Consider the following 24900-nt stretch of genomic DNA (forward strand, 5'->3'; position numbering starts at 1 on the left):
CGGCAGTGAAAAGTCCGTCTCAGTCGTGTAGCTCGACGCCTGTTACCTCAAAGCGCGCCCCGCCGCTGTCACTATCGGTCAGCGACACTTCCCAGCCATGGGCCTCAGCCACCTGTTCGACGATAGCAAGACCGAACCCGGTCCCGTCCTGCGTCGAGGAATAGCCCATCTCGAACACGTCGTCAGCGTCACCCTCGACACCCTCGCCGTCGTCCGCGATGTAGAAGCCGTCGTCTGACTCTAGCAGGCCGACCTCGATCTCGACGTCGCCGTCGTTGTGTTCGATGGCGTTCCGGAACAGGTTCGCCAGCAGGTCCTGCACGCGCCCGCTGTCGGCGGCGAGGTCCGTGCTCGACTCGACCGACATGGATGCCTGTTCCGCCTCGATCCAAGTCCACGCAGTCGACGCCAGCGTCGAGAGCTCCGTCTCCTGTGGGTCACTGACAGTCTGTCCTTGCCGCGCCAGTGCGAGTACATCTTCGATGATAGAGCCCATCCGGTCCAGTGACCGGTCGATTTTGGCGACTAGTTCGGCCTCCTCGCTATCGGCGGGCTCCGAGAGCAGGTCGATAGCGCCCTGCGCGACGTTCAACGGGTTCCGCAGGTCGTGGCTAACGACACTGGCGAACTCCTCCAGTCGCTCGTTCTGACGCTCCAGTTCGCGCTGGCGTTCGACCCGTTCCGTGATGTCGCGTGAGACCAACTGAAAGGTATCCGCCTTGCGGTGGCTGTCGACGGGGATATACTGGTTGTGGTAATGTCGTCCCCCGACGGCGTCCTCGGACCGTGTCGCAGTACCGTTTTCGACGGCGCTTTTCCCGGCTTCGAGACGCTGGCTGGCCGCCTCGCTGTCCATCACGTCGCTCAGTTGCTGTCCGACGAGCACGTCGGGGTCGGCACCCAGTCTGCGTGCCATCGAGGGGTTCGCTGAGAGGATGGTCCCGCCAGTCGTCAGATGGATGATACCGTCCGGTGAGTCCGAGACAAGCGACTCGAACTTCTTGCGGGTGCGCTCCTGTGACACGACATTCTCGATCCGGTTTGCAAGCCGACCGTACTGCTTGTCTTCGACGACTTCGAGCTTCAGGAGGTAGTCGGCGACGCCCGCCGCGATAGCCGCGCTGGCCGTCTCTTCGTCCCCCCGCCCGGTCAGCAGAATGAACGGGATAGAGGGGTTTGTCTCCCTGATCTCTTCGAGTAGCTCCAGCCCGTCCATCTCAGGCATTTCGTAGTCACTGACGACGCAGTCGAACCCGCCCCCGTCGAGTCGTTCTAGCGCTTCCATCGCGCTGTTTGCAGCAACGGACTCGATGCCGTGTTGTTGCGTGAGCGTATCAGCGGTCATCTCCGCGAAAAAATCGCTGTCGTCAACAACAAGCGTTCGTATATTACTTTCAGATGTCATATGGGCGGCAGGGTCCTTATCCCCCCAACGGTCTGTCCGTACTTATATTTCAAGGGAGCTAGCTCACTCGCTGGTCCCGGCTAGAGCGGTACCGGCGGCGCAATCGAAACTCGAAGTTCAGGACTGTGATGGACTAGCGGCTCTGACTCACCGCCAGACGTGTCAACCAATGAGGATACAGACCCGGTCACAGTGGCGTCGACGCGGTCGAGTTGCCACGGGTCGTGACCGACGCTGCCGACGAGGCGCGTTCCGAAGCGACCGGTCGTGAAGTACCGCTGTCGGTCGACGAGAAACGAGGCCAGCGAGTCCGGCGGAATCGCCACCGGGTCACCCTCAACTGTGTACCGACACTCGAACAACCGTCGGTCGCCGGCATCGAGGACCCGGCGGCGGTCAGCTGTCGGGAGCGTCCCCGGAGTAGCGTCACCCACCGAGATGCGAAACAGCTCCGAGACTGCTGTCGCTGTTCGCCTGTTATCGCCGAACAGCGCTAGTACGCAGACGCCGCGCTGTCCGGTCGGCCCGCGGACGTAGGTCCGAACGGTGAGCAACTCCGACGGCCCGGCGATCTCGATACCGAACGTCTCGACGCGGTCGACGGTCGCCGCGACGGCCGACACCCAGACGTCGCCGTCGGCCGTCTCGACGGCCAGCCAGTCGGGGACTGCCGCCTGCACCGCTGCCTCGGAGACCGGCCAGTGACAGAAGCAGATGTCGTCGAGCGTGACCTGCAGCGGACGGAGGGCGACCACACTGGTACTGAGGCCGACACGCTAATCAGTGTACTGGGGGACACCCTCAAGACGGTGGAGTCGCCCCGCAGTCACTGGGATTTCGGCGCAGTAGTGGACGAGTGGCTCGCCGTCGGGCCTGTCAAAGCCCGACGCGGCGAACAGCCCGTTTGACCGGATGTCGGCCCGGCCCGGCTGTAGCGGCCACGGTTCGTGGCTGATGTCGGCGTAATACACGGTCCCGTCGTCGCTCGCAGCGTAGAAGCGGTACCGCTCCACCAGAAACGACTCCACCGAGCCCGGCTCGGGTGTCGACGGTGCCTCGACCGGCTCGTAGGTGGCATGGAAATCCGCCGGTGGTGCGCGCGAACTGGTCCGGCGGCTCCGAAATTCGACGCTGTCGCCGTCGGTCCGGACCTGCATCGACGCCTGATAGTACGACAACTGGAACAGCCGCCGAGCAAGCGTAACGCTGAGGCGGTCGTCGGCATCGAGGTTGTAGAAGTACACCCCGGGCGTCCCGTCGGCGACCACGTAGGTCCGGAGATTCAGTTCGCCGAAGGACCGCCCGATGGGGCTGCCTCGCGGCCTGATGTCCGCCATCTGGAACGGGACCACGCTGAGCCACGCCTGCCCGTCGTACGTGTCGACGTCGACCCCGTCCGGCAGCGTCGGCCGGACGATGTCGGGCTCGACTGGCCAGTGCATGAACCCCACGTCCCGCCACGTCATGGTCAGCAGGTCCATATCTGTGCGTAGGGGGCAGACAGGTTTCTGCCTGTCGTGGGGCGCGGTGACAGTCACCAGAGGTCACGCCGGCCGCTTCGGCGCTAGAACTTTGCCCGTTCCGATCCCAGCATCGCACATGGAGTTCGAGGTAATCCAGGGCGACATCGCTGCACAGTCGGCGGACGCACTGGTCAACGCGGCGAACACGAGTCTGCGGATGGGCTCCGGCGTCGCCGGGGCACTCAAGCGCGCCGCTGGGTCTGGGCTGAACGACGAAGCCGTCGCGAAAGGGCCGGTCGACCTCGGCGGCGTCGCCACGACCGACGCCTACGACCTCGACGCCGAGTATGTCATCCACGCCGCCGCGATGCCACCGGGTGGGCAGTCAACCGCCGAGAGCATCCGTACCGCAACCCGGAACACACTGTCGGAAGCGGACGCGCTGGACTGTGAGTCGCTGGTCCTTCCAGCCATCGGCTGTGGTATCGCTGGATTCGACTTTGAGGAGGGTATCGGAATCATCTGTGCCGTCATCGACGAGTACCAGTCCGACTCCCTGAGAGACGTGCGACTCATCGCCTACTCCGACGACGACTTCACGAAAATACAACGAATCGCGGCCGAGGTTCGCGGCTGACCCCCGCTACAGTAGATGTACACGCCCGGCACGCCACTCCCAAGCGACTTCCAGCGCGATCCAGCAAACGAGCCATATCGCGGCGAAGCTAAACACCAGCCACGTCGACCCGAGGTACGATGTGGTATCGGCGACTGACTGTAGCCACGGATAGGCCTGTGCACCGACGATGAGCGTCGCGATGAGGCCCAGTATCCCGGTCATGTAGTGTTCGACCGCGTTGCCTACCGGGCAGACGCAGGCGTCACCGCCCGTCGTTTCTTCGAGTGTCTCGCTGCTCGGCCCCCGAGCATTGGTCATTGTTACCTTTCCTCAACCTAGCGATTCATCATACAGCGTGTTAACCGTTTCGGCGGCTTACTCGTGACCTGACACCCGAACTGGCTCGTAGGGGTCTTCCAGCCACTCTACATCGCTGTCTGAGAGATCGATTTCGAGCGCCGCAACTGCTTCTTCGAGGTGTTCGAGGCTACTCGTCCCGATAATCGGTGCGTCGACCCATTCCTTATCGAGCACCCATGCCAGCGCGATCTGTGCCATCGAGGCGTCGTATTCATCGGCCAGTTCCTGTACGCGCTCGTTGACCTCGCGACCGTTGCCCTCGTAATAGGGGTGTTCACGAGCGTAGTCGTCCGTCTCGCCCCGCACCGTCTCCTCGACCTCCTCGTGCGGGCGGGTGAGATAGCCCCGGGCGAGCGGACTCCACGGAATGACGCCGACGTTCTCTTTCTCACACAGGGGCAGCATCTCGCGCTCCTCCTCGCGGTACAGCAGGTTGTAGTGGTTCTGCATCGTCTCGAACCGCTCCAGCCCTTCGCGCTCGCTCGTCCGCAGCGCGTCGGCGAACTGGTGTGTCCACATCGAGGACGCGCCGACGTAGCGCGCCTGTCCGCGCCGCACTGCATCATCCAGCGCCCCGAGCGTCTGTTCGATGGGCGTGTCGTAATCCCAGCGGTGAATCTGGTAGAGATCGACGGTGTCCATCCCGAGCCGGGACAGCGAGTTCGACAGTTCCTGTCCGATGGCTTTCCGCGAGAGTCCCCCGGAGTTGGGGTTGTCCTCGTCCATCTGGAAGTAGCCCTTCGTCGCCACGACCTGACTGTCTCGGTCATAATCGTCAAGAGCGGTCCCGAGGACGCGCTCGGACTCGCCCATCGAGTACATATTGGCCGTATCGAAGAAGTTGATGCCGAGGTCGATAGCCCGTTCGATCACCTCGCGGCTCTCGTCCTCGTCGAGCACCCAGTCGCGCCACTCCGAGGTTCCGAAGCTCATACAGCCCAGACAGAGCCGGCTGACCTCCATGCCAGTCGACCCGAGTGTCGTGTACTCCATGCTCGGGTTCGCGTTCGCACTGGCGAAAAAGGTTCGGCGTGGACTACAGGGCTTCCGCTGCGACCCGACCGATGTACAGCCTCGCCGCGGCGTAGCCCGCAATCGCCACCACGACTGCTCCGCCGACGTGGCCGTAGGTCAGCAGCGTCGGGCTGTCGACCGCGAGTTTCGCGACCGTCGTCGCCGGATGCTCCGGGAGGAGAACCGCTCCCCCGAACAGCACGAGCGTGAGCACGGAGAACAGCAACTGCGCTGGGCGGCGGTTCTGGAGGGAGATGCCCAGCACAACGCCGAGCGTCACGACGACGACGGTAACTGCGGTGATGAACAGCAGAATCGCTGCCGGGTTCGAGACGGCGATGCCGTTCGTGGACAGCAGTCCGAGCCACAGCAGCACCTGTGCGGGGGCGAGCAACACCATCCCGAGGGCCTTGCCGTCGATGATGTCGAGCAGCGACACCGGGGCGACGCGCAGCAGTTCCATCGTGCCGCGTTCGATCTCCTCGGTGACGGTGTCGACGGCCACCGAGCCGCTGATAAAGGGCGGGAGGAACAGCAGCAGCGGAATCAGGATGGTGTAGGTGAACCCGAAGTACTGGCTCGCGCTGACGGTAAACGGGAGCGGCACGGGCGGCTGGTCGAGATACGGCGTCCGCTCCAGTCGCTCCTGTCGCTCCAGCGCACTGAGGACTCGTCGCACCTCGACGACGATGAGCGTCGACCGGATGCTCCCCTCGGGGACGACGGCGGTGACCTGTATTTGCTCTCCCGGTCCGCGCGTCGACGGTACGTACTGGCCGCGCAGTATCGCGTCTACCCGGCGCTGGTCGAACGCCCGCTGTGCGGCTGCTTCGTTCTCGAAGGTAGTGACGCTGGTCCCGTCCTGTTCGGCGGCCGCAGCCTCCAACTCCTCGCGGGCGTCGCCGGTGACGGCCATCTCCACCTCGCCGGCCGCGACCGAGCCGGGGTCGTACAGCGACGTGAGGCCGACGACGAGAAAGGAGGAGAACCCCGCGACGAACAGCTGAATGAGCAGCGCCAGCACGATGGTCTTCTCGCGGGACAGCGACCGGATGTCCCGCCGGGCCACGACCACCCGCGGGTCGCGCCAGAAGGGGCGGTCTTCAGACAAGGGTGCTCACCACCGCGAAGTTGTAGGCGAAGTGAATGACGATAGCCAGCCCCAATCCGACGAGATAGGCCCGGCGTCCGCGGCTCGCACCCACCGACGAGATGGCCGCGGTTACCGTGTGCAGAGCCAGCGGGAGCAGGAACAGCAGCCCCGCAACCCACAGCGGCAGGCCGGTCGGCAGGGTTGCGCCCTGCAGCGCCGCCTCGCCAATTGGGAGGCTCTCTAAGTCGGACAGCCTAGCGATAAGCAGACCTTTCTCTCCGATGAAAAAGCCGAGTCCGGAGAGCGCACCGACGCCGAGCGCCGACCGAAGCGTCCGCTCGTAGCGGGCGTGCTCGTAGCCGGCATAGACGTGCAGGCTCTTTGCCAGTTCCTCGATGACGACGATGACCCCGAGCACTAGCACGATACCGAGCGACTGGTTCGTCCCGAAGACGTTCAGCGACACCGAGTCGAGGACGAACAGGAACGCGATGGCTGCCAGTTCCGCGACGATGACAAGCGGCAACAGGACGACGCTCATCTTCAGCGCGCTCCGGCGGGAGTTGATACCGCCGGCCAGCGCGTCGAGCACCTTCAGCGGAATCGGTCGCTGGGTGAACATGTCCTCTTCCCGGTACAGGCCCGCGCCCAGACCGAACAGCACCAGTCCGGTCAAAAGGGGCGGCGTCACCGAGAACACGAACGACGAGAGGCCGACCGACTGCCCGGTCAGGTCGAGCACGACCAGCGTCAGCGGCGAGATGAGTGCAATCGGTGTTACGTCGGTGAAGATCGCCGGCACGAACGCGTAGGACGTCAGCGTCACCGTTATGGTCACCGTAACGAAGGTGAGTTCCTTGAACGAGCGGGCGAACATCGCCCCGCAGAACGTCGCCGAGAGGAAGAGGACGACGAGCGGGACCACCGCCAGCACTGCGACGTAGCTCCCCGCCGGCGCGATGTTTCCGAACCGTAGCGCGCCGGTGATGAGCGTCGCCACGCCGACAGCACCGACGAAGTACGGGAGTGTCTTTCCGCCGATGATGTCGCCCCGCGAGGCCGGTGTCACCAGCAGGAGCTCCCCCCGGCGGTTCAGCCGTTCGGAGAGCATCGACGAGCCGTAGGCCTGAATGACGAAGTTCATCGGCACGATGTAGAGGAAGGCGAGCACGAGCGACTCGAAGGGGAACGGCGGCGAGATATCGGAGGGAGTGCCGCCTTGCACGTCGCCGGTCAACCGCGCGCCGATAGCGCCTAAGTTCGCGCCGCTGCCGCCGGCGGTTCCGTCACCGCCGCTCGTCGCCGACCCATCAATACTGCTCGTGTCTGTACCATCGTCGCCAGCAGCCCTGTCTGTGTGACTACCGTCACCACGGTCAGAACCACCGTCTGTCGTTTCTGAGCCACTTCCGTCAGTGTCCGCACTGCCGTCACCGTCAGCTCCGTCCGCGTTGCTGCTGTCGCCGCCATCAGAACCCTCGTCGGTAGTTCCCGACCCACTCCCGTCAGTGCCTGAGCCGCCGTCGGGTCCCTCATCTCGTGGGTCAAGCTGGCTGCTCCCCGACTGTTGCTCGTAGACAAGTGTCACGGACACCGGGAACGCGGCGGTCCCGTTGTCGTCCCGAGCGAGAGTCCGGTCGTTGTACTGCGCCGTGCTGTCGCGGAGTTCGGTGAGCGCGGCCCGCTCCTTGGCTGTCTGTGGGACGTTCTGGAGTCGTATTCCTCGATACAGGAGTTCCTGTTGGCGTCGCTCGATAGCGGCGGGGTCCGGCTCACGGATATCGAAGGTCCGATCATCGGCCGCGACGCCGTAGTAGGGGCTGCCCTCGTCAACACCAATCCGGTAGATGCCGTCGTCCATGCCCGCACCAGCGCCGCCACTGACGGCTATCGCGGCGACCGCGCCCATCGCAACGAGGGACAGTCCCATCACGACGACGGTCCGTTTGTCCACGCCGCCGGCGTTTTTCGTCACCTCCCACTTTGCGACGCGAAGGAGTGTTTCCAGTTGCATCTACTCCGCGTCCTCCTCGACGTACCGCGTGCCGCGGGTCCCGGCCTCTGCGACGTTGAGGAACACCTCCTCCAGACTGGACTCCTCTGTTCGTATGTCGACTACCTCTCCGCCGTTTGCTTCTGCCTGTTCGCGCGTCGCTTCGACGGCGTCCATGCTCTCGACGACCCGCTTGTACGACTCGTTCTCCTGCACGGCGTCGGGCACGTCGACGGTCGTATAGACGTGATACCGCGTGTGGCCGTACTCGGCCTGAAGTTCCTCGAGATCGCCGCGGGCGACGATTTCGCCTTCGTTCATGATGACGACCCGGTCACAGATGGACTCGACGTGAAAGAGGTTATGCGCCGAGAAGACGATGGTCTTGCCTTCCTTCGCCAACTGCTCGGTGAACTCGATGACGTAGTTCGTCGTCAGTGGGTCCAGCCCCGACGCCGGCTCGTCGTAGATGAGCACGTCGGGGTCGTTGATGAGCGAGCGGGCGATGGCGACCTTCCGTTTCATCCCCTTGGACATATCCCCGAGCTTCCGGTCGCGGTGTTCGAGTTCGAGTTCGTCAAGCGTGTCGTGCATCCGCTCCTCGGCCACGTCCGGGTCAACGTCGTAGAGGTCGGCGAAGAATTTCAGATAAGATATCGGTGTCATCTCCTCGTACAGCGGCGACTCCTCGGGGAGAAAGCCCAGTTGCTGGCGCATCTCCGCGGTCTCGGTATCGAGCCCCGCTATCTCGGCGGAGCCGCTCGTCGGCTCCAGCAGGCCCGCGAGCATCTTCAGCGTCGTCGTTTTGCCGGCCCCGTTTGGCCCGATAATTCCGAACACCTCGCCGCGGTCGACTGAAAACGAACTGCCCTGTACAGCGACGAAACCGCCGTACTCCTTCCGAATATCCCGGGCGTCAATCATCTGCCGATTGGTTGTGAGTGAACCAACCTATACCTTGGCTCCGGCCTATTGCTTCTGATAATGGCACTCGAACTCGGCACTAACAGCGTTTCTCTCGAGAAAACACCAGACGGGCGACGGTTGGTCGTCCGGCACGATGTCGCTGCGTCAGTCGATACTGTGTGGGATATCCTGACCGACACCGAATGCTGGGCAGACTGGGGCCCGTCGGTCACAGCTGTCGAGACAACGACTCGGCATATCGATGTCGGCACGACCGGCCGGGTTCGGGCTGCTGGAGTGGTGTGGCTCCCGTTCGAGGTGACAGCGTGTACGCCGTATCGCTGGACGTGGAACGTCGCGCGGCTCCCCGCGACGGGCCATTTCGCTGAAGAGCGGGCCGACGGCGCAGTCGTCGGGTTCGAAATTCCGCCGCTGGCGACTGGCTACGCCCCGGTGTGTGCCCGCGCGTGCCAGCGTATCGCCGCGATGGCACAGCGGCGCGAAACGTAGGCAGCGACCGCGCCGACCCCTCAGGTCTGTAGTGGCGTCTTCGAGCGCGTGTCGGTGTCTTCCACGGAGCTATCCGTCCTCGTGATGTCCGTAATCTCGAAGCGTGTCCCGCCCTCATCGCTTGCAGCCACATCGATGTCCCAGCCGTGGGCTTCGACGATGCGCTGGACGATTGCCAGCCCCAGCCCGCCTTCGCCGTCTATGGTGGAATACCCGTCGTCGAGCACCGCATCACGCTTTTCGGGCGGGATTCCGGAGCCGTCATCGGCAACGTAGAACCCCTCAGCCGTCTCGCCAACACGAATCAGCAGGCCAGAATTGCCATGTTCGAGGGCGTCCTCGGACTCTGCCTGACTGCCCGTCGAACCGTGTTCCACACTGTCGTCGGCCCCCGGTCGAGTGTCCATGGAACCATGCTCCACGGCGTTCCGAAACAGGTTCTCGAACAGGTGCCGGAGCCGATCCGGGTCGGCGTCGATGACGGCTGTCACTTCGTTTTTTAGCGTCGCATCCCCTGTCGGTACGGCCTCCCAGCAGCTATCGACCAGTTCTGCGAGATCAACGGTCTCCGTATCGCTGATGACGTGTCCGCTTCGAGCCAGCGTCAACGTTCGGTCAATGAGCGTTCCCATTCGGTCCATCGCTGTCGCAGCCGTCTCCAGATGCTCCGAATCGCGGTCCATTCGTTCGAGTTCGAGCTGCCCGGACGCGACGTTGAGCGGGTTCCGGAGGTCGTGTGCCACAACGGCCGCGAACTCGTCGAGACGTTCGTTGCGCTGCTCGACAGCCTCCCGACGAAGCCGCTGTCGCTCGGCCTCGACAGCCCGAGAGATCGCCCGGGCTTCGAAGATGCCGGCGACCAGACCGCCCGAGCCACCAACGCCAACTGCAAACAGTACCCATCCGATATTCCACCGTAGCGACCCGGTCGACCAAGTCTGCATCATCAGGAGGTTCAATAACAGGAAACTGCTAAGCCCACCGGCAAACCAAACCCCGATCCGTTGATACCGTGACAAGGTGAGTTCTGAGTTCCCCAGCCAGAACCCCCCGACGATAATCACCGCGGCAAACGGGACGACTGCCAGCATACTGACTACGAAATCGGCCGTGAGAACGGCTGGAAGCCCAGCGTCAGAAAAATAAAAGTAATTGCCGACGATTCCAAGCAGGAGGCCCCATCCAACTGCCTGAATAATGGCTGGCAGGCGATCTGAGCGGCGATTTGGGTCTGTCACTTCCGCATCGGTTTGTTAGATGAACATTTCCCACTACTGGCCAACGGAACAGTCGTGCACCGCGCTTTCCGGCATCGTCGTCCACAGTACTGCCGGACAAGCCTGTCGTTCTACTGTTTGGTTACGCGAGCGTCCGATACTTTGTGGATGTCGTCGTCGATGCCGGTGCCGTCACAGTCGTCATTCGGACAACGATAGTGCCAGCCGTCTTCCGTGGCCGCCCGCTCGGTAAACCGGTCGCCGCATTCGTCGCAGTAGAGCTGCCCGTCCGAACACGTGTCGCGGTGGAGTTCGAGTTCGAGTTCTGTGCCGAAGGTTCGTTTGCAGTTCCGACAAATATGAGGCATATTCGAAACTACAGATTCATCCCTTATAGCGATACCGGAACGTTCACGGCCGCTTCTTTCCGTTGACGGAAGGTTCGGGTCGGCCGCCGTCCGTCGGTTTTCGATACGCTATACACCTAACATCTTGGACAGTAATGGGTGATTGCACTGACCAACCACGGACACCTCTCGGCAGTAGCCAGTTCGGGACCAGACCAGCCGCCGTCTTCCAGAGACCGAGAGCGATTCTGCGGGAGAAAACCGCTAGGCCGTCGTCACGTCGATTCGCGTGCCGCCAGATTCGCTCTCCCCGACTGACACTGTCCACCCGTGGGCTCTCGCTGCAGTGTCGACGAGGAACAGTCCATACCCTTCCCCTTCCGTCGTTGTCCCGAAGCCTTGCTTGAACACCTCATCGCGATCCGCATCGGGAATCCCCGGGCCGTCGTCGGCCACGTAGAACCCCGAATCGGTGTCACCGATGGTGACGGTCACCGATCCCTCGCTGTGTGTGACAGCGTTGTCGAACAGTTCGCGGAGAAGCACCTGCAGTCGGTCGTTTTCGGCGTCAATAGTCGCATCCGTCGCCACTTCGACCGTCGCGTCCTCGTAGCTCGCTGCGGCCCAGACCTCAGTGGCGACATCAGCCAGCGAAAGCGAGGCGGTTTCCGAGACGGGGCACGCGATGCTTCCGATGCGGGAGAGGTCGGTAAGCAGCGTCTCGACGCGGCGCACGGACCGAAGCAACGCGTCTTCATGGGGCTCACCGATGTCCAGTAGCTCTAACCGCCCCATGATGACATTCAGCGGGTTCTTGGCGTCATGGGAGACGCCGCTCGAAATCTCGTCCCATTGTCTGGCACCGACCCACCAGTCCGTCGGCCACCGGGTCGCGTACGCTTCGAGTTTCGCGGCCAGCAGGGATACCGGTGTTTCCGTCGTCACGTAATCAGTGGCGCCGGCCCGGAGCGCCTCAGTGACTCGCTCCGGGTCGGGGTCGACCGCGGTGAACACAATCGGGACCACGGCCCCGGCCGCTCGCAGTTCCTCAAGCACCGCTACCCCGTTGAGGTCGCCGTCATCACCGATGACGATACCTCTGATATCACCGTCGCTCAGTCGGTCTCGTATCGCGCTCGTGTCTTGGGCTACCTCAGCTGTTACCCCGTCCGTCGTCAGCGTTTCGGAGAGGTCCCCGGCAAGGTCAGTCGCTTCGCTACCGACCACGAGATAGGTAGTCCCACGAGCAGGCGTCATCTGGTAGCACTACGAAAACAGGTGATAAGAAACCGACGGTGGCCTACAGCAGGTCTTCGACGTGGTCGGCGACTTCTTCGGGCGTGTCGCCGACTGGTACGCCGTTGTCCTCTAGTGCGGTAATCTTCGACTGGGCAGTTCCGGTACCGGAGCCGGAGACGATAGCGCCGGCGTGGCCCATGCGCTTTCCGGGCGGGGCGGTCCGGCCGGCGATGAAGCCAGCGACCGGTGTGTCCATGTGTTCGCCGATGAAGCGAGCGGCTTCTTCCTCGTCCTCGCCGCCGATTTCGCCGCACATCACGACGGCGTGGGTGTCGGGGTCGGCCTCGAACTGTTCGAGCGCGCCGATGAAGTCGGTCCCGATGATCGGGTCGCCGCCGATACCGATGGCCGTCGACTGACCGATACCGCGGTTGGTCAGATTGTCGACTACCTGATAGGTCAACGTCCCCGAGCGGGAGACGAGGCCGACGTTCCCGGACGAGAAGATGTTCCCCGGGAGGATGCCGAGTTTGGCGACGCCGGGCGTGATGACGCCGGGGCAGTTCGGACCGACCAGATGCGTGTCGGTCTCCTGCAGTTTGCGGTAGACTCGGGCCATGTCCTGCGTCGGGATTCCCTCGGTGATGGCGACGACGAGGTCGATGCCCTTGGCGTCCAGCGCCTCGAAGCAGGCGTCGCCGGCGAAGGCCGGTGGCACGAACACGACGGCGGCGTTCGCGTCAGCCTCGCGGGCTGCGCCCTGCACGGTGTCGAACACCGGGACACCGGCGACCTCCTGCCCGCCGCGGCCGGGCACTGCGCCGGCGACGACGTTCGTCCCGTACTCCAGCATCTGTTCGGTGTGGAACTTCCCTTCACCGCCGGTAATTCCCTGTACAACGACGCGTGTGTCTTCATCGACTAGAACACTCATGCTTCCACCTCCTTTGCGTACTCGACCGCACGCTGGACGGCGTCCTCCAGCGTGTGCTCAACCGTGACCAGATCTTCGTTCAGGATTTCCATCCCTTCCTCGGCGTTGGTCCCTGCAAGTCGGACAGTGACCGGTTTCGGAATCTCGTCGAACTGCTCCAGCGCTTGATTGATGCCGTTGGCGACCTCGTCGCCGCGGGTGATGCCGCCGAAGATGTTGAACACGACCGAATCGACGTTGTCGTCGGAGAACACCATATCGAGCGCGTTGGCGATGCGGTCGGCCTTCGCGCCGCCACCGACGTCGAGGAAGTTAGCGGGCTCGCCGCCGTAGTAGTCCACGAGGTCCAGCGTCGTCATCACGAGGCCCGCACCGTTGCCGATGATGCCGACGTTACCGTCCAGTCGGACGTAGTCGAAGCCGTACTCGTCGGCCTTCTGTTCGAGTTCGTCGCCCTCCGCGGCCTCTTCGCCCATCTCCGCGATTTCCGGCTGGCGGAACAGGGCGTCGCCGTCGATGTTCATGACGGCGTCGGCCGCGATGACTTCGTCGTCGCTCGTGATCATCAGCGGGTTGATTTCCGTGTCGGCACCGTCGCGGTCGTCCCAGAGCTGGTACAGCGTCGTGAGGACGCTCGCAACGTCGTTTGCGACCTCGCGGTCGACACCGGCTTCGTAGACGACTTTCCGGGCTTGGAACGGGTGCATTCCGAACGCGGGGTCGATGTGCTCGCGAGCGATGGCGTCGGGGTCCTCCTCGGCGACCTCCTCGATGTTGACGCCGCCTTTCGTCGAGACCATCGCGACGGGCCGGCCCTCGTTGCGGTCCATCGTCACGCCGACGTACAGCTCGTTGACGAAGTCGACGGCTTCCTCGACGAGCACTTTCGAGACGTGGTAGCCCTTGAGGTCCATCCCGATGATGTCCTCGGCGGCCTCGCGAGCTTCCTCCTTGGACTCGACGAGCTTGATGCCGCCGGCCTTGCCGCGGCCGCCAACGTGTACCTGTGCCTTGATGGCGACCGGATATCCGATTTCCTCGGCCGCGTCGACGGCCTCATCTACTGTCTCGGCCAGCTGCGAGGCGGGCGTCGGGATGCCCGCGTCAGCGAAGACTTGCTTCGCCTGGTATTCGTGCAAGCGCATGTCATGCAGAAAGGCGAGCGGTGGCGATTTAAATCCGTCCGTTTCTCTTCCTGCGACGGGCGACGTTCGTCCCGATGTACTGTGGGTTGGGACAGCGATGCGATCCGACAGACCCACGGCCTCGCACTGCGAAGCGAGCGCATGGCCGACGACAGGCACGGGACCGATGATGTCGCCGACGAGACGCTCGATGCTGTGGCCGAGGCGCTTCGTACCGCCGAAACCGCTGTCGCGCTCACTGGGGCGGGTGTCTCGACGGCGTCGGGTATCCCGTCCTTTCGCGGCGACGACGGCATCTGGGAGCGTCACGACCCCGCCGACTTCCACCGCCGCCGGCTCGACGCCGACCCGGCGGGCTTCTGGGAAGACCGACTCTCGCTTCGGGAGGCCATCTACGGCGACCTAGACCCCGAACCCAACGCCGCACACGAGGCGTTGGCGGCGCTTGAATCCGCGGGCCAGCTCGACGCTGTGCTCACGCAGAACATCGACGGGCTGCACCACGCCGCTGGGACAGACAGGGTCATCGAGCTGCACGGGACCCACCAGCGCGTGGTCTGTGACGACTGCGGCCACCGCCGGGACGCCGAAGCGGTGTTCGAGCAGGCCGCCGAGGGCGGCGACCTGCCGCCGCGCTGTGAGTGTGGCGGCGTTTACCGACCCGACGTGGTCCTGTTCGGCGAACCCATGCCCGACGTGGCGATGGACGAGGCCCAGCGCCTCGCCCGCGATAGCGACGTGTTTCTGGCAGCAGGGTCGTCGCTGTCGGTCCAGCCGGCGTCGCTCCTCCCGAAGATAGCGGCGGAAGCGGGCAGCACGCTGGTCGTGGTAAACTACGAGGAGACGCCGCGTGACGCGAGTGCGGCGCATGTGATTCGTGCCGATGTCACGGCGGTTCTCCCGGCGGTTCTCGAACGGATATAGCGGTGCGGGACGCGTCTACAGCTCGACGCTGCCGGGGATCAGGCTCTGGCTGCGCAGGAGGTCCCCGTCGTGGTCGTAGACGAGCAGCGTCCCCAGCTCGTAAGTCCGTGACTCGCCTTCGCCGTCGGTGAGGCGGACTGTAAACTGTGGGTCTTCTTGTGCGTCCGCCGTGGAGACGAGCGCGTCGATGTCCGCTGTCGGCGCTGCCGCCTCGAAGACGTACTCACCGGTGAGACGGTTCGTCAGCGAGAGCACGCCGTCGGTCTCGGGCTGGCGGCGAAAGGTCACGTCGATCTCTTCGCCATCGAGTGTGCCGTCGTCTACTTTGCTGAGGCGCTCGCGGAGCTCTCCTGTCGGCCCATCGTACACAATCGCGATCGTCGGGTCGTCGTTGTCGGTGGCCGAAGCCTGGATATCGACGGTGAAGTAATCACGCCTCATTCCGGTATTTACAGATACGTGGCCCGGCCAAATGAACGTAACGGCGCACCGACTGTTGGTATCGATAGCTTTTACGTGACCGGCCCACCCTCTGACAGTAGTATGGCCTGGGTGAAGTCAGAATACGCGGGCGAGTTCGCGGTGCTTGCGACGTGGCTCGTTGGACTTGCCCCGTGGTCGGTGTCGCTGTTCGAGATTGAGGGGCTGACTGTCATCGGGCTCCGCTTTCTCCCCTTCCGGTTCCAGTTCATCTTCGGTGCGACGCTCCCCGGAGAGCAGCCGTTTCTCTGGGCTTGGCAGGTCGCCGCGTTTCAGGAGTCAGACCCGCTTGCCCTCGCCGGAACGCTCGGGTTCACCGCCCTAGTCGTTTTCTTGCTCCCGCTCGGACTCAGTCTCTACTATTATGCCGCTGAGGAGCGCCTCGAAGCGTCCCTTCCTGTCGACCCGGTCCGGCTGTTCGGCGGGCTGCTCGGCCTCGTCGGCGTCCTCACGCTCGCGGCAAGCGGGCTGTTCGTCACGTCCTTTCCCGGCATCACGGTCCCTGTCGGCACGCTCGTCGCGCTTGTCTTTGCCTATCTCTTGCTTACCGTCGACCGGACGTGACGGACACACAGGCCAGTTCGTCTGACCGCTGGCGATTATACTGCTGATAATTTGGCGAGCGAATTTAAGTAGGTGGATACGATAGCAGAGGTATATTCAGGGACGCACGTGCGGCGCGCCCCGCTGGACCACCGATGTCGAACCCAGAATCCCCCGAACCCGGTGACTTCGTCTCGGACCCGCTCGGCCACATCCAGTCGTGGCTCTCGCGGACCGCAACAGTGCTTTCCGGGTCGGCGGTTCCCACGGCGAACTACGACCCCAGCCGCCACGGGGCGCTGGTCGAGTTCGATGGCTTAGACGGCTATAACGAGGTCGAACGCTACTGGCTGAACGCGCCGTTTGCATTCGCCTCTATCAATCACGACCCGGACCGAGACGAGCACCTGTATCAGGTCGTCGAGCCGTCGCTGACCGATTTTGAGCGAGAACTGCTCGACCGCCTGTTTGAAGACATCCGCATCCCGCTCATCTACCGCGACGACGTCGACACTGATCCCGAGCGCGTCCTCAAAGAAGAACTCGAAGCCAGACTAGAGGAGTACGGCGTTGTCATCGAGCCCGAGACGTTCTACCGCCTGTTTTACTACCTACACCGCTCGTTTCAGGGCTACGGCCACATCGACCCGCTGATGCACGACCCGGACATCGAGGACATCTCCTGTGACGGGGCGAACCTCCCCATCTTCGTCTACCACGACGGCTACACGGACATCGAGACGAGCATCGTCTACGACGCCGACGAACTGAACGACTTCGTCATCCAGTTGGCCCAGCGCTCGGGCCGACACGTCTCTGTCTCTGACCCCGTCGTCTCCACGACGCTCCCGGACGGCTCCCGTATCGAACTGGCGCTTGGCGAGGAAGTCACGCCGCGTGGCTCCGCGTTCACCATCCGGAAATACGCTGACGAGCCCTTCACGCCAATCGAACTGCTGGAGTATGGCACGTTCTCCGTCGAGATGCTCGCCTACCTCTGGCTGGCCATCGAATCCAACAAGTCGCTCATCTTCGCCGGCGGGACGGCGGCCGGCAAGACCACGTCGATGAACGCGCTGGCGATGTTCCTCCCGCCTCGGTCGAAGGTGCTCTCCATCGAGGACACCCGCGAGCTGTCGCTGTATCACGACAACTGGCTCTCCTCGGTCACCCGCGAGCGGCTTGGTGACTCCGATATCACGATGTATGACCTGCTGCGCTCCGCACTGCGCCACCGCCCCGAGTACATCATCGTCGGCGAGGTGCGTGGCGAGGAGGCCATCACGCTGTTTCAGGCGATGAACACCGGCCACACGACGTTCTCGACGATGCACGCTGATTCGGTCCAGACGGTCATCAACCGGCTGGAGAACGAGCCCATCAACGTCCCGCGGCCGATGGTCCAGAGCCTCGACATCCTCTGTGTGCAGGTGCTTGCCCGCTCGGGCGACGAGCGCGTCCGCCGTGCGAAGACGCTCGCTGAGATCGAGGGCATCGACCAGCGGACTGGCGAACTCGATTACTCGACGACGTACAACTGGCGGGCCACCGAGGACCGATTCAGCGAGAACAACAGCGAGCTACTGGACGAGATCCGTGAGGAGCGCGGCTGGTCGCAGTCGGAACTGCTGACCGAACTCCGCAACCGCCAGCAGTTCCTTCGCTATCTCCAGTCCGAAGGCATCACTGACTACCGGAAGTTCACGGCGATGGTCAACAAGTACTACGCGGACAAAGCGCAGGTCATGGCGAACATCGACGACGGCGCGATAGCCTGATATGGCGCTGAACCCGCTCGGTCTCGCACCGCTGGCCGTCGTCGTCGGGATTCTCGGTCTGGTCGGCTACAGCACCATCAACGAGCGCTTCGACCGCAACGTCACGCGGTTGTCCCGACGGCTCTTCGGTCGGTACGTGGGCGAGTCGCCCACGCGTGAACGACAGCTCGAAGCCGCATACATCGACGAGACCTACCGCGGCTACGCCGCCAGAACGCTGGTGTACGCCTGTGTGGGGGCCGTCGCCGGGGCGATCACCGGCGCATATGCCATCGGCGGCCTGCTGCTGGTGCTGCCGGCGCTGGTGGAGCTTGCACAGGGACTCCCCTCGACGATGGTGAACGCCTTCGGCCTGCGGACGTTCGAACTCGTGTTGACGCCGACGGGGACGCTCTACATCCTCATCGGCGGCGGCGTTCTCTCCGGCGCGGCGACGGCAGGTCTCACGTACCTGTACCGCTGGGAACGGCTCAAAAACCGGGCAGACGTTCGGAGCCGGAACATCGACGAGGGGATGGCCCGCACCATCGCCTTCATGTACGCGCTCTCCCGCGGCGGGATGTCGTTCCCGGACGTGATGCGGGTGCTAGCCCGAAATCAGGAGATCTACGGCGACACGGCGAAGGAGGTCGGCGTCGCCGTCAGGGAGATGGACCTGTTCGGACGGGACATGATCTCTGCGCTCGAACACGTCTCTCGGCGAACCCCGAGCGAACAGTTCAAGACGTTCACCGAGAACCTCTCAAGCGTCCTCCAGAGCGGCCAGTCGCTGGCCCCGTTCCTCCGCGAGCAGTACGAGCGACATCAGGAAGAGGCCGCCGAGCGTCAGGAGAACCTACTGGAGCGACTGGCGACGGTCGCCGAGGCGTACGTCACCGTCTTCGTCGCCGCCGTGCTCTTCCTGATGACAATCTTGCTCGTGTTCGGCCTGACGACGACGGACACGCTCTGGCTGTTGCAGCTGATGGCGTATCTCGTCATCCCGCTCGCCAACGTCGGATTCGTGGTGTATCTTGATATCAAACTCCAATCGCTCGGCATCGGGAGCAGCGGCACGACGGACATTCTGGAGCGGCACGAAACGGCGACGCTGGGGAAACCCAGCACGGGGGCCGACCGTCTCGGCCTGACCGACGGCGGCGTCGCCCCGGCTGACGAGGCGAACTGGCTCCGGCTCAGATTCCACGACCGCGTCAAATCGATTCGGGAACTGCTCAGCTCTCCGATGCAGTCGCTGATCTGGAACCCGGTGTACGTCCTCTACCTCACAGTGCCTGTCGCGGTAGTGTTGCTGCTCGTCCGTGCTCCGGCAGCGTTCCAAGCGTCGTCGGTCAACATCCGCATCCTCGATGACCTCGTCATCCAGTCAGTGTTGCTGATTCTGGGGCCGTTCGCGCTGGTCCGGTTCGTCTACACCCAACGGCTCTCCCGCATTGAGGATGCAACGCCGGACCTGCTCGAACGGCTGGCGAGCCTGAACGAGGCCGGAATGAGCGTCGTGGAGAGCCTCCGCCGGGTCCGCGGCAGTGACATCGGCGTGCTCACTCAGGAGATGCACCGTATCTGGGCCGACATCAGGATGGGGGCGAATGTCACCGACGCTCTGGTTCGGTTCGGCCGCCGGGTCCAGACCACGGCGATAACGCGTATCGTGACGCTGTTGACCCACGCGATGCACGCCTCGGGCCAACTTGGACCGGTGTTCCGCATCGCGGCGACCCAGTCACGGGCTGACCTCCGGCTGAAGCGCCGGCGACGCCAGCAAATGCTTACCTACCTCGTCGTCATCTACGTCGCGTTCTTGGTGTTTCTGGTCATCATCGTCGCCGTGCAAGAGGTGCTGGTCCCGAGCTTGCCCTCCAGCGTGCCGATGCCGGCCGGCGAGTCGAACCGCCTCGGCGTCGGCGTCGACCAGTTCGCCCGCTTCGGTCGCGTCGACAAGGCCGCGTACACGCTCGTCTTCTTCCACACCGCGCTGATTCAGGCGGTCCTGACCGGCTTCATCGGTGGCCAGCTCGGCGAGGGGACGCTCAAAGACGGCGCGAAACACGCCGCAATTTTGCTGGGCGTCGCCTACGTCGCGTTCATCCTCCTCACCTCCCCGGTCGCGTCGATGACGGTCACCAGCCCCGCCGTCGCCGGCGACCAGATAACGGTCGAATCGGCGTCATTGTCGGAGGGCGGGTTCATCGTCGTCCGCGAGTTCGAGGCCGACGGACGCGTACTCGGGACGTCCGAGTACCTCTCCTCGGGGTCCCACAGCGATGTCCAGATACCCCTCGACAGACCGCCATCGACCGGGCAGTCGCTCGTGCTCGTCGCCCATCAGGACACCAACGGGAACCAACAACTGGACTATCCCTTCGACAGCAATTCCGGGTCCCCGGACCAGCCGTACGCGTCGTCGACGGCCGGCGAGAACGTCACCGTCGAATACACGGTCGAGTGACGCTGGATTTACGGTGTCCAATCAGGTAGGAGAGGCTGATGGAGTTCGCCGCCTTCGCCGACCGGGCCGACGCAATCGAAACCGAGAGCGCCGACACCGCGATAACCGAGGCGGTTACTGACCTGTTCACCGACGCGGGGTCTGACCTCTCGACACTGGCTCGCTTCGTACAGGGTCGAGTGTTTCCGGCCTACGAGTCCCGCACGCTCGATATCGGGCCGCGGCTCTGCTATGAGGCCATCGCCCGAGCGGCGGGCCGGAACGTCAGCGCCGACGACGTGGAAGGGCGGCTGGCCGACGTGGGCGAAATCGGGGCCGTCGCGGCCAGCTACGACCTCGGCGGCCAGCAGGGTCTCGCCGCGTTCGGTGCTGGCGGCGGGAGTGGCGGCCTCACTGTGGCGGAACTCGACGCCGAGTTACGGGAACTGGCCGCCGTCGACGGCAGCGGGAGTCAGGGGACGAAAGTCGACATCCTCTTTGGCCTGTTCTCGCGGTGCTCCCCGACCGAAGCCGGCTACCTCGCTCGACTCGTCCTCTCGGAGATGCGCATCGGCGTCGGCGAGGGGACGGTCCGGGACGCTGTCGCGGCCGCCTTCGACGTGCCGGTCGACGCCGTCGAGCGGGCCGTGCAGGTGTCTAACGACTACGGAATGGTGGCCGAGGTGGCCCGCGACGAGGGCGAGTCCGGACTGGCGACTATTACTCTTGAAGTCGGCCGCCCCGTTCAGGCGATGCTGGCTCAGGCGGGTACGGTCGCCGGCGCGCTAGAGGACTGGGACCGCGCCGCTGTCGAGTGGAAGTACGACGGCGCTCGCGTGCAGGTCCACTTCGACGGCGAGGACGCCCGGCTGTTCTCCCGGAACATGGAGGAAGTCACGGACCCGCTCCCCGAGGTCGTCGACACCGTCGAGTCAACGCTTGACGCGCCCGCAATCCTCGACGGCGAGGTGGTCGCGGTCGACGCGGACGGCGACCCGCTCCCGTTCCAAGAGGTCTTGCGTCGCTTCCGCCGGAAACACGACGTGGCCGCGGCCCGCGAGGACGTGGCCGTCCGGCTGCACGCCTTCGACTGTCTGCACGCCGACGGCGAGGATCTACTCGACGCCCCGCTGGAGACGCGTCACGACCGCCTCGAATCGCTGTTCCCGGCCGAAAGCGACGTTGTCTCGCGGATGTGGCTGTCCGACGACCCCGACGAGATTGAAGATCTGGAGGGAGAGGCCCTTGCCGCCGAGCAGGAGGGCATCATGTTGAAAGACCCGACGGCCGCGTACTCGCCCGGGAAGCGGGGCAAGCACTGGCGCAAGCGAAAGCCCGACGTGGAGACGCTGGACTGTGTCGTCACCGGCGCGGAGTGGGGCGAGGGCCGCCGGGCGAACGTCCTCGGCTCCTTCGAACTCTCGGTGCGAACCGACGACGGCTACGCCACCGTCGGCAACGTCGCGACAGGCATCACCGACGCGGAGCTCGACGACCTGACAGAGCGCTTCGAACCGCACATCCGGCGCGAGGACGGCCGCGACGTGGTGCTTGACCCAGCCGTCGTCTTCGAGGTCGGCTACGAGGAGATTCAGGCCTCCCAGTCCTACGACTCGGGCTACGCGTTGCGGTTCCCCCGATTCCTCTCGGTTCGCGAGGACAAGACGCCAGATAACGCTGACTCGCTGGAGCGCGTCGAACGGCTGGCGGCGTCACAGTAGCGCCGCTGCTGCGATTCGAGGCGGACCGACACGCGTAATGGCTTTCTCCGAGAACGATCACACATGACAGTCAGACACGACGGCATCACCGCGGAGTGGCTCGGCTACGCGACGCTGCGGCTGGAAGGCGACGACACTGTCGTCTACTTCGACCCCGGCCGCTACGGCGTCCTCACTGGTGAGTGGGAACCGGACACGCCCGGTATCGGCCATCCGCCGACGCGCGACTACGCGCCGAAGGACGGGGATATCGTCTGCGTGACCCACATCCACCACTACGACCCCGACGGCATCCGCCGCGTCGCCGCTGAGGACGCCACCGTGGTCGCGTTCGAGGGCATCAACGTCCATGCGACCGACCGCGACCTCGACCGTCTCGCCGACCTCGACTACGAGGTCCGAAAGGTGTCGATGGAGGCCGACGTGCTGGTCGACGACGTGCCTATCTGGACGATGCCGGCCTACAACCACGAGGACGGCCGGAACGTCAAGGATGACGGCAGCCCGATTCACCCGAAGGGCATCGGCTGTGGCTTCCTCGTCGCCCTCGACGACACCCGCGTGTTCTGGCCCGGCGACACCGACGTGCTGGACGGTCACGCCGAACTCGACGTGTCGCTGTTCGTCCCCTCCATCGCCAAGAACTACACGATGAACCGACACGAGGCCGCCGATCTGGCCGAAGCGATGGACCCGGACCTCGTGCTGCCGATGCACTATAACACGTTCGAGTCGCTGGAAGCGGACTCCGGTGCGTTCGCCGAGGATGTAGCGAAACGCGGCGTACCAGTCGTGCTCGACGAGAACTAGCTAGTGTAACAGCCGGACAGCGACTGAGATGACGGCTCCCGCTTCACCTGTCAGTCAAAAAAGTATTGAAGCGGTAATCAATATACATCAGTGATGGACCGCGCCAGCGAGCAAGCAGGGGAAACACGTTCAGTGACCGAACGAACACCCTCGTTCGGTCACCTGCTGCTGGTCTGGCTCCTCGTCGGATGGTCGCTCTGGTCCCTCGGCTCCGCGGTGGCCGATGCGATTCAGGTCGAGTTTCCGCTGTCAACGATGGGAGCTGGCCTGCTGTTCGGGACGATCATTGTCGTGTTGTTCTGGACGGCCGGCTTTCAGCCCTCACTTGCGGCCAGTTTCGGCTACTTTGTGGCAGAGCAGATCATTGACCTAATCTTGCTTTTCGGCGTCGTTCTGCTCCTTGGCCGGTCGTTGACACCGTGGACTATGATCACGTTCCAACTGGCCTCGATCGGTCTTGCTGCGACGCTGGTGTTTACCACCGTCGGGACGAAAATACGAAACTGGCTCCGTCGAAACGTCCGTTCACTGCTCAAACTACCGCCCCAAAACCCGTCGACCGACCACGACTGATGGGGTGCCATACAAAATTGGACTAAACGCACATGGATTCGCTACTGCCCAGATACTGAATCAATTCCACGCCGACGACCACACTGACTTTTTCACTCGGCAGAAAGCACTTACTGGCCAACAGAAATTAGACTACTATGCCCTCCTCCCGTCGACGATATCTTCGTGGCTGTGTTGCGACCCTTGGACTGGCGTCCGCCGGGTGTCTCAGCGTCACCGAAACTACGGAGACGGCACCACCGGAATCAAAGAATGGGACTGCTACTCACACGCAAGGAGAACCGTTCGTCGCTTGGCAGCAGCCCCTCGTCTCAGAAATCACCGCCCCACCAATTAGTGTGGGCAGCCGTCTGTACGTTGGGACAGCGTCAGGAACCGTCACATCACTCGCGACCGACGACGGGAGTCAGCAGTGGTCGTACAACGCGGATGACGGCATCCGCTCGCAGCCCATCGCTATCGGGAACAGCGTAGTCGTCGTAAGCGGGAAAGAAGGGCTGTACGAGGATCACGTCGTCGTGGCACTCGATGCTGAAACCGGCACGGAGCAGTGGACGTTCTCGCCCGGAGAGTGGTGGCTCGAACTGCTCGGCGCGACCGAGGAAATGGTGTACGTCGGGACGAACACCGATGCCCCTTCGAAGCAGGGACGAACGCTCTACGCACTCGCTGTCTCCGATGGGTCAGTGCAGTGGACTGGTGGAGTCGGCGACCAATACGAGGGTGTCGTGCGAGACGGGACAATATACGTGGCGTCGTACGGTCGGTTCTACGCGTACGATGCTGAGACCGGGACACAGCGGTGGGCTCACGACGTTTCGGACTACCACGCGCAGACGATGGTCGCCACCGACGAGGCTGTCTGTTACGCTGCCGACGTGGACGAGACTCACGGCACGGTAGTTGCCCAGGATTCCGACACTGGAGAGTCTCTCTGGACCTACGACGAAGGAACGGTAACGTCGACGACGCTTCACGATGGGGCGCTCTATGTCGGTGGCTCGTGCGTCACTGCGCTTGACCCCGCGAGCGGTGACCAACAGTGGCAGGCGGAACAGTCGGGCTACGTCCAACAGGCCCCAGTTCTGGACGGCGTTCTCTATGCATGCGGTGACGCCGTACGTAGTTACGACAGTGCCACCGGAGACCTCGGCTGGACGTGGGAGCCGGACGCGAACGTCGAAGGCGTCGTCCCGGCCGCAACCGTCTCGGAGACGCTATATGTGGACTCATGGTCGAACTCCGATCCGCGAAATCGGTTCAAGTTCGCGCTTGAGACAACGGCAGGGGAGAAACAATGGCAATTCGAGGCCGAGAGCGGTCTGACCGACCTGTCTGCCGACGAGACGCGAGCGTACGTCGCCGCCGAAAACGGGACTGTGTACGGACTGGCATAAC

General features: G+C 63.8%; 24 protein-coding genes. 10 read left to right on the forward strand and 14 right to left on the reverse strand.

Annotation, left to right across the window (positions count from 1 at the left end; genetic code table 11):
• Positions 1-19: 19 nt before the first annotated feature.
• The 3 genes from Har1129_RS01940 to Har1129_RS01950 form a co-directional block, all read right to left on the reverse strand.
• Positions 20-1405 (reverse strand): response regulator, encoded by a 1386-nt coding sequence (locus Har1129_RS01940; RefSeq protein ID WP_151099122.1) that lies wholly within the window; start codon positions 1403-1405, stop codon positions 20-22.
• Between the two features lie 80 nt (positions 1406-1485).
• Entirely contained in the window at positions 1486-2160 is a 675-nt protein-coding gene (locus Har1129_RS01945; RefSeq protein WP_151099123.1) for a DUF2071 domain-containing protein, read from the reverse strand.
• Positions 2161-2181: 21 nt separating this feature from the next.
• On the reverse strand, positions 2182-2886 hold the full coding sequence (locus Har1129_RS01950; RefSeq protein ID WP_151099124.1) for a YqjF family protein: 705 nt from the start codon (positions 2884-2886) through the stop codon (positions 2182-2184).
• Between the two features lie 118 nt (positions 2887-3004).
• Here Har1129_RS01950 and Har1129_RS01955 point away from each other — a divergent pair, with 118 nt between their 5' ends.
• Positions 3005-3505: a macro domain-containing protein gene (locus Har1129_RS01955; RefSeq protein WP_151099125.1), complete on the forward strand. Its 501-nt coding sequence runs from the start codon at positions 3005-3007 to the stop codon at positions 3503-3505.
• 6 nt (positions 3506-3511) lie between these two features.
• Here Har1129_RS01955 and Har1129_RS01960 read toward each other — a convergent pair whose 3' ends face one another.
• The 5 genes from Har1129_RS01960 to Har1129_RS01980 are packed head-to-tail and all read right to left on the reverse strand — an operon-like array spanning position 3512 to position 8871.
• Complete coding sequence (locus tag Har1129_RS01960) at positions 3512-3805, reverse strand: hypothetical protein (RefSeq protein WP_151099126.1); 294 nt, start codon at positions 3803-3805, stop codon at positions 3512-3514.
• 57 nt (positions 3806-3862) lie between these two features.
• Complete coding sequence (locus tag Har1129_RS01965) at positions 3863-4840, reverse strand: aldo/keto reductase (RefSeq protein WP_151099127.1); 978 nt, start codon at positions 4838-4840, stop codon at positions 3863-3865.
• 43 nt (positions 4841-4883) lie between these two features.
• The gene (locus Har1129_RS01970; RefSeq protein WP_151099128.1) at positions 4884-5972 is read right to left on the reverse strand and encodes an ABC transporter permease; all 1089 of its coding nucleotides are present in this window, start codon (positions 5970-5972) and stop codon (positions 4884-4886) included.
• The gene (locus tag Har1129_RS01975; RefSeq protein ID WP_151099129.1) at positions 5965-7968 is read right to left on the reverse strand and encodes an ABC transporter permease; all 2004 of its coding nucleotides are present in this window, start codon (positions 7966-7968) and stop codon (positions 5965-5967) included. The genes Har1129_RS01970 and Har1129_RS01975 overlap by 8 nt, the downstream gene beginning before the upstream one ends.
• On the reverse strand, positions 7969-8871 hold the full coding sequence (locus Har1129_RS01980) for an ABC transporter ATP-binding protein (protein ID WP_151099130.1): 903 nt from the start codon (positions 8869-8871) through the stop codon (positions 7969-7971). It abuts the gene before it with no gap.
• A 60-nt stretch (positions 8872-8931) separates the two neighbouring features.
• On the opposite strand from Har1129_RS01980, the gene Har1129_RS01985 reads away from it, so the two are divergent.
• Positions 8932-9363, forward strand: coding sequence for an SRPBCC family protein (locus Har1129_RS01985; RefSeq protein ID WP_151099131.1), 432 nt, complete (start codon positions 8932-8934; stop codon positions 9361-9363).
• 20 nt (positions 9364-9383) lie between these two features.
• Here Har1129_RS01985 and Har1129_RS01990 read toward each other — a convergent pair whose 3' ends face one another.
• From Har1129_RS01990 to sucC, 5 genes are all read right to left on the reverse strand, one after another.
• Complete coding sequence (locus Har1129_RS01990) at positions 9384-10454, reverse strand: HAMP domain-containing sensor histidine kinase (RefSeq protein WP_151099132.1); 1071 nt, start codon at positions 10452-10454, stop codon at positions 9384-9386.
• Positions 10455-10711: 257 nt separating this feature from the next.
• Positions 10712-10948: a hypothetical protein gene (locus tag Har1129_RS01995; RefSeq protein WP_004593153.1), complete on the reverse strand. Its 237-nt coding sequence runs from the start codon at positions 10946-10948 to the stop codon at positions 10712-10714.
• Positions 10949-11191: 243 nt separating this feature from the next.
• Positions 11192-12184, reverse strand: coding sequence for a hybrid sensor histidine kinase/response regulator (locus Har1129_RS02000; RefSeq protein WP_151099133.1), 993 nt, complete (start codon positions 12182-12184; stop codon positions 11192-11194).
• A gap of 43 nt (positions 12185-12227) precedes the next feature.
• Positions 12228-13100 (reverse strand): succinate--CoA ligase subunit alpha, encoded by an 873-nt coding sequence (gene sucD / locus Har1129_RS02005; RefSeq protein WP_011223042.1) that lies wholly within the window; start codon positions 13098-13100, stop codon positions 12228-12230.
• The gene (gene sucC, locus Har1129_RS02010) at positions 13097-14245 is read right to left on the reverse strand and encodes an ADP-forming succinate--CoA ligase subunit beta (RefSeq protein WP_151099134.1); all 1149 of its coding nucleotides are present in this window, start codon (positions 14243-14245) and stop codon (positions 13097-13099) included. Before sucC ends, sucD begins: the two co-directional genes overlap by 4 nt.
• Positions 14246-14386: 141 nt before the next feature.
• Here sucC and Har1129_RS02015 point away from each other — a divergent pair, with 141 nt between their 5' ends.
• Complete coding sequence (locus Har1129_RS02015; RefSeq protein WP_151102066.1) at positions 14387-15169, forward strand: NAD-dependent protein deacylase; 783 nt, start codon at positions 14387-14389, stop codon at positions 15167-15169.
• A gap of 15 nt (positions 15170-15184) precedes the next feature.
• Here Har1129_RS02015 and Har1129_RS02020 read toward each other — a convergent pair whose 3' ends face one another.
• Positions 15185-15610, reverse strand: a complete 426-nt coding sequence (locus Har1129_RS02020) for a DUF5793 family protein (protein WP_151099135.1) — start codon at positions 15608-15610, stop codon at positions 15185-15187.
• Positions 15611-15712: 102 nt separating this feature from the next.
• Here Har1129_RS02020 and Har1129_RS02025 point away from each other — a divergent pair, with 102 nt between their 5' ends.
• From Har1129_RS02025 to Har1129_RS02055, 7 genes are all read left to right on the forward strand, one after another.
• On the forward strand, positions 15713-16213 hold the full coding sequence (locus tag Har1129_RS02025; protein WP_151099136.1) for a TIGR04206 family protein: 501 nt from the start codon (positions 15713-15715) through the stop codon (positions 16211-16213).
• A 134-nt stretch (positions 16214-16347) separates the two neighbouring features.
• Complete coding sequence (locus Har1129_RS02030) at positions 16348-17970, forward strand: type II/IV secretion system ATPase subunit (RefSeq protein WP_151099137.1); 1623 nt, start codon at positions 16348-16350, stop codon at positions 17968-17970.
• Position 17971: 1 nt separating this feature from the next.
• Positions 17972-20419 (forward strand): type II secretion system F family protein, encoded by a 2448-nt coding sequence (locus Har1129_RS02035; RefSeq protein WP_151099138.1) that lies wholly within the window; start codon positions 17972-17974, stop codon positions 20417-20419.
• Positions 20420-20457: 38 nt separating this feature from the next.
• Positions 20458-22119, forward strand: coding sequence for an ATP-dependent DNA ligase LigA (gene ligA, locus Har1129_RS02040; RefSeq protein WP_151099139.1), 1662 nt, complete (start codon positions 20458-20460; stop codon positions 22117-22119).
• 63 nt (positions 22120-22182) lie between these two features.
• Positions 22183-22929, forward strand: coding sequence for an MBL fold metallo-hydrolase (locus tag Har1129_RS02045; RefSeq protein WP_151099140.1), 747 nt, complete (start codon positions 22183-22185; stop codon positions 22927-22929).
• Between the two features lie 93 nt (positions 22930-23022).
• A complete protein-coding gene (locus tag Har1129_RS02050; RefSeq protein WP_151099141.1) occupies positions 23023-23502 on the forward strand; it encodes a hypothetical protein in 480 nt (159 codons plus the stop codon).
• Positions 23503-23639: 137 nt separating this feature from the next.
• Entirely contained in the window at positions 23640-24899 is a 1260-nt protein-coding gene (locus tag Har1129_RS02055; protein WP_151099142.1) for a PQQ-binding-like beta-propeller repeat protein, read from the forward strand.
• Position 24900: the final 1 nt, after the last annotated feature.

The sequence above is a fragment of the Haloarcula sp. CBA1129 genome, assembly GCF_008729015.1.
GTDB lineage: Archaea > Halobacteriota > Halobacteria > Halobacteriales > Haloarculaceae > Haloarcula.

Coding starts and splice junctions, on each gene's coding strand:
- Har1129_RS02015 (WP_151102066.1), top strand. CDS start 14,387: ATGGCCGACGACAGGCACGGGACCGATGATGTCGCCGACGAGACGCTC.
- Har1129_RS01995 (WP_004593153.1), bottom strand. CDS start 10,948: ATGCCTCATATTTGTCGGAACTGCAAACGAACCTTCGGCACAGAACTC.
- Har1129_RS02050 (WP_151099141.1), top strand. CDS start 23,023: ATGGACCGCGCCAGCGAGCAAGCAGGGGAAACACGTTCAGTGACCGAA.
- Har1129_RS01990 (WP_151099132.1), bottom strand. CDS start 10,454: ATGCTGGCAGTCGTCCCGTTTGCCGCGGTGATTATCGTCGGGGGGTTC.
- Har1129_RS02025 (WP_151099136.1), top strand. CDS start 15,713: ATGGCCTGGGTGAAGTCAGAATACGCGGGCGAGTTCGCGGTGCTTGCG.
- Har1129_RS01955 (WP_151099125.1), top strand. CDS start 3,005: ATGGAGTTCGAGGTAATCCAGGGCGACATCGCTGCACAGTCGGCGGAC.
- Har1129_RS02055 (WP_151099142.1), top strand. CDS start 23,640: ATGCCCTCCTCCCGTCGACGATATCTTCGTGGCTGTGTTGCGACCCTT.
- Har1129_RS01985 (WP_151099131.1), top strand. CDS start 8,932: ATGGCACTCGAACTCGGCACTAACAGCGTTTCTCTCGAGAAAACACCA.
- Har1129_RS02020 (WP_151099135.1), bottom strand. CDS start 15,610: ATGAGGCGTGATTACTTCACCGTCGATATCCAGGCTTCGGCCACCGAC.
- Har1129_RS01965 (WP_151099127.1), bottom strand. CDS start 4,840: ATGGAGTACACGACACTCGGGTCGACTGGCATGGAGGTCAGCCGGCTC.
- Har1129_RS01940 (WP_151099122.1), bottom strand. CDS start 1,405: ATGACATCTGAAAGTAATATACGAACGCTTGTTGTTGACGACAGCGAT.
- Har1129_RS01950 (WP_151099124.1), bottom strand. CDS start 2,886: ATGGACCTGCTGACCATGACGTGGCGGGACGTGGGGTTCATGCACTGG.
- sucC (WP_151099134.1), bottom strand. CDS start 14,245: ATGCGCTTGCACGAATACCAGGCGAAGCAAGTCTTCGCTGACGCGGGC.
- Har1129_RS02035 (WP_151099138.1), top strand. CDS start 17,972: ATGGCGCTGAACCCGCTCGGTCTCGCACCGCTGGCCGTCGTCGTCGGG.
- Har1129_RS01980 (WP_151099130.1), bottom strand. CDS start 8,871: ATGATTGACGCCCGGGATATTCGGAAGGAGTACGGCGGTTTCGTCGCT.
- Har1129_RS02045 (WP_151099140.1), top strand. CDS start 22,183: ATGACAGTCAGACACGACGGCATCACCGCGGAGTGGCTCGGCTACGCG.
- Har1129_RS02000 (WP_151099133.1), bottom strand. CDS start 12,184: ATGACGCCTGCTCGTGGGACTACCTATCTCGTGGTCGGTAGCGAAGCG.
- Har1129_RS02030 (WP_151099137.1), top strand. CDS start 16,348: ATGTCGAACCCAGAATCCCCCGAACCCGGTGACTTCGTCTCGGACCCG.
- sucD (WP_011223042.1), bottom strand. CDS start 13,100: ATGAGTGTTCTAGTCGATGAAGACACACGCGTCGTTGTACAGGGAATT.
- Har1129_RS01975 (WP_151099129.1), bottom strand. CDS start 7,968: ATGCAACTGGAAACACTCCTTCGCGTCGCAAAGTGGGAGGTGACGAAA.
- ligA (WP_151099139.1), top strand. CDS start 20,458: ATGGAGTTCGCCGCCTTCGCCGACCGGGCCGACGCAATCGAAACCGAG.
- Har1129_RS01960 (WP_151099126.1), bottom strand. CDS start 3,805: ATGACCAATGCTCGGGGGCCGAGCAGCGAGACACTCGAAGAAACGACG.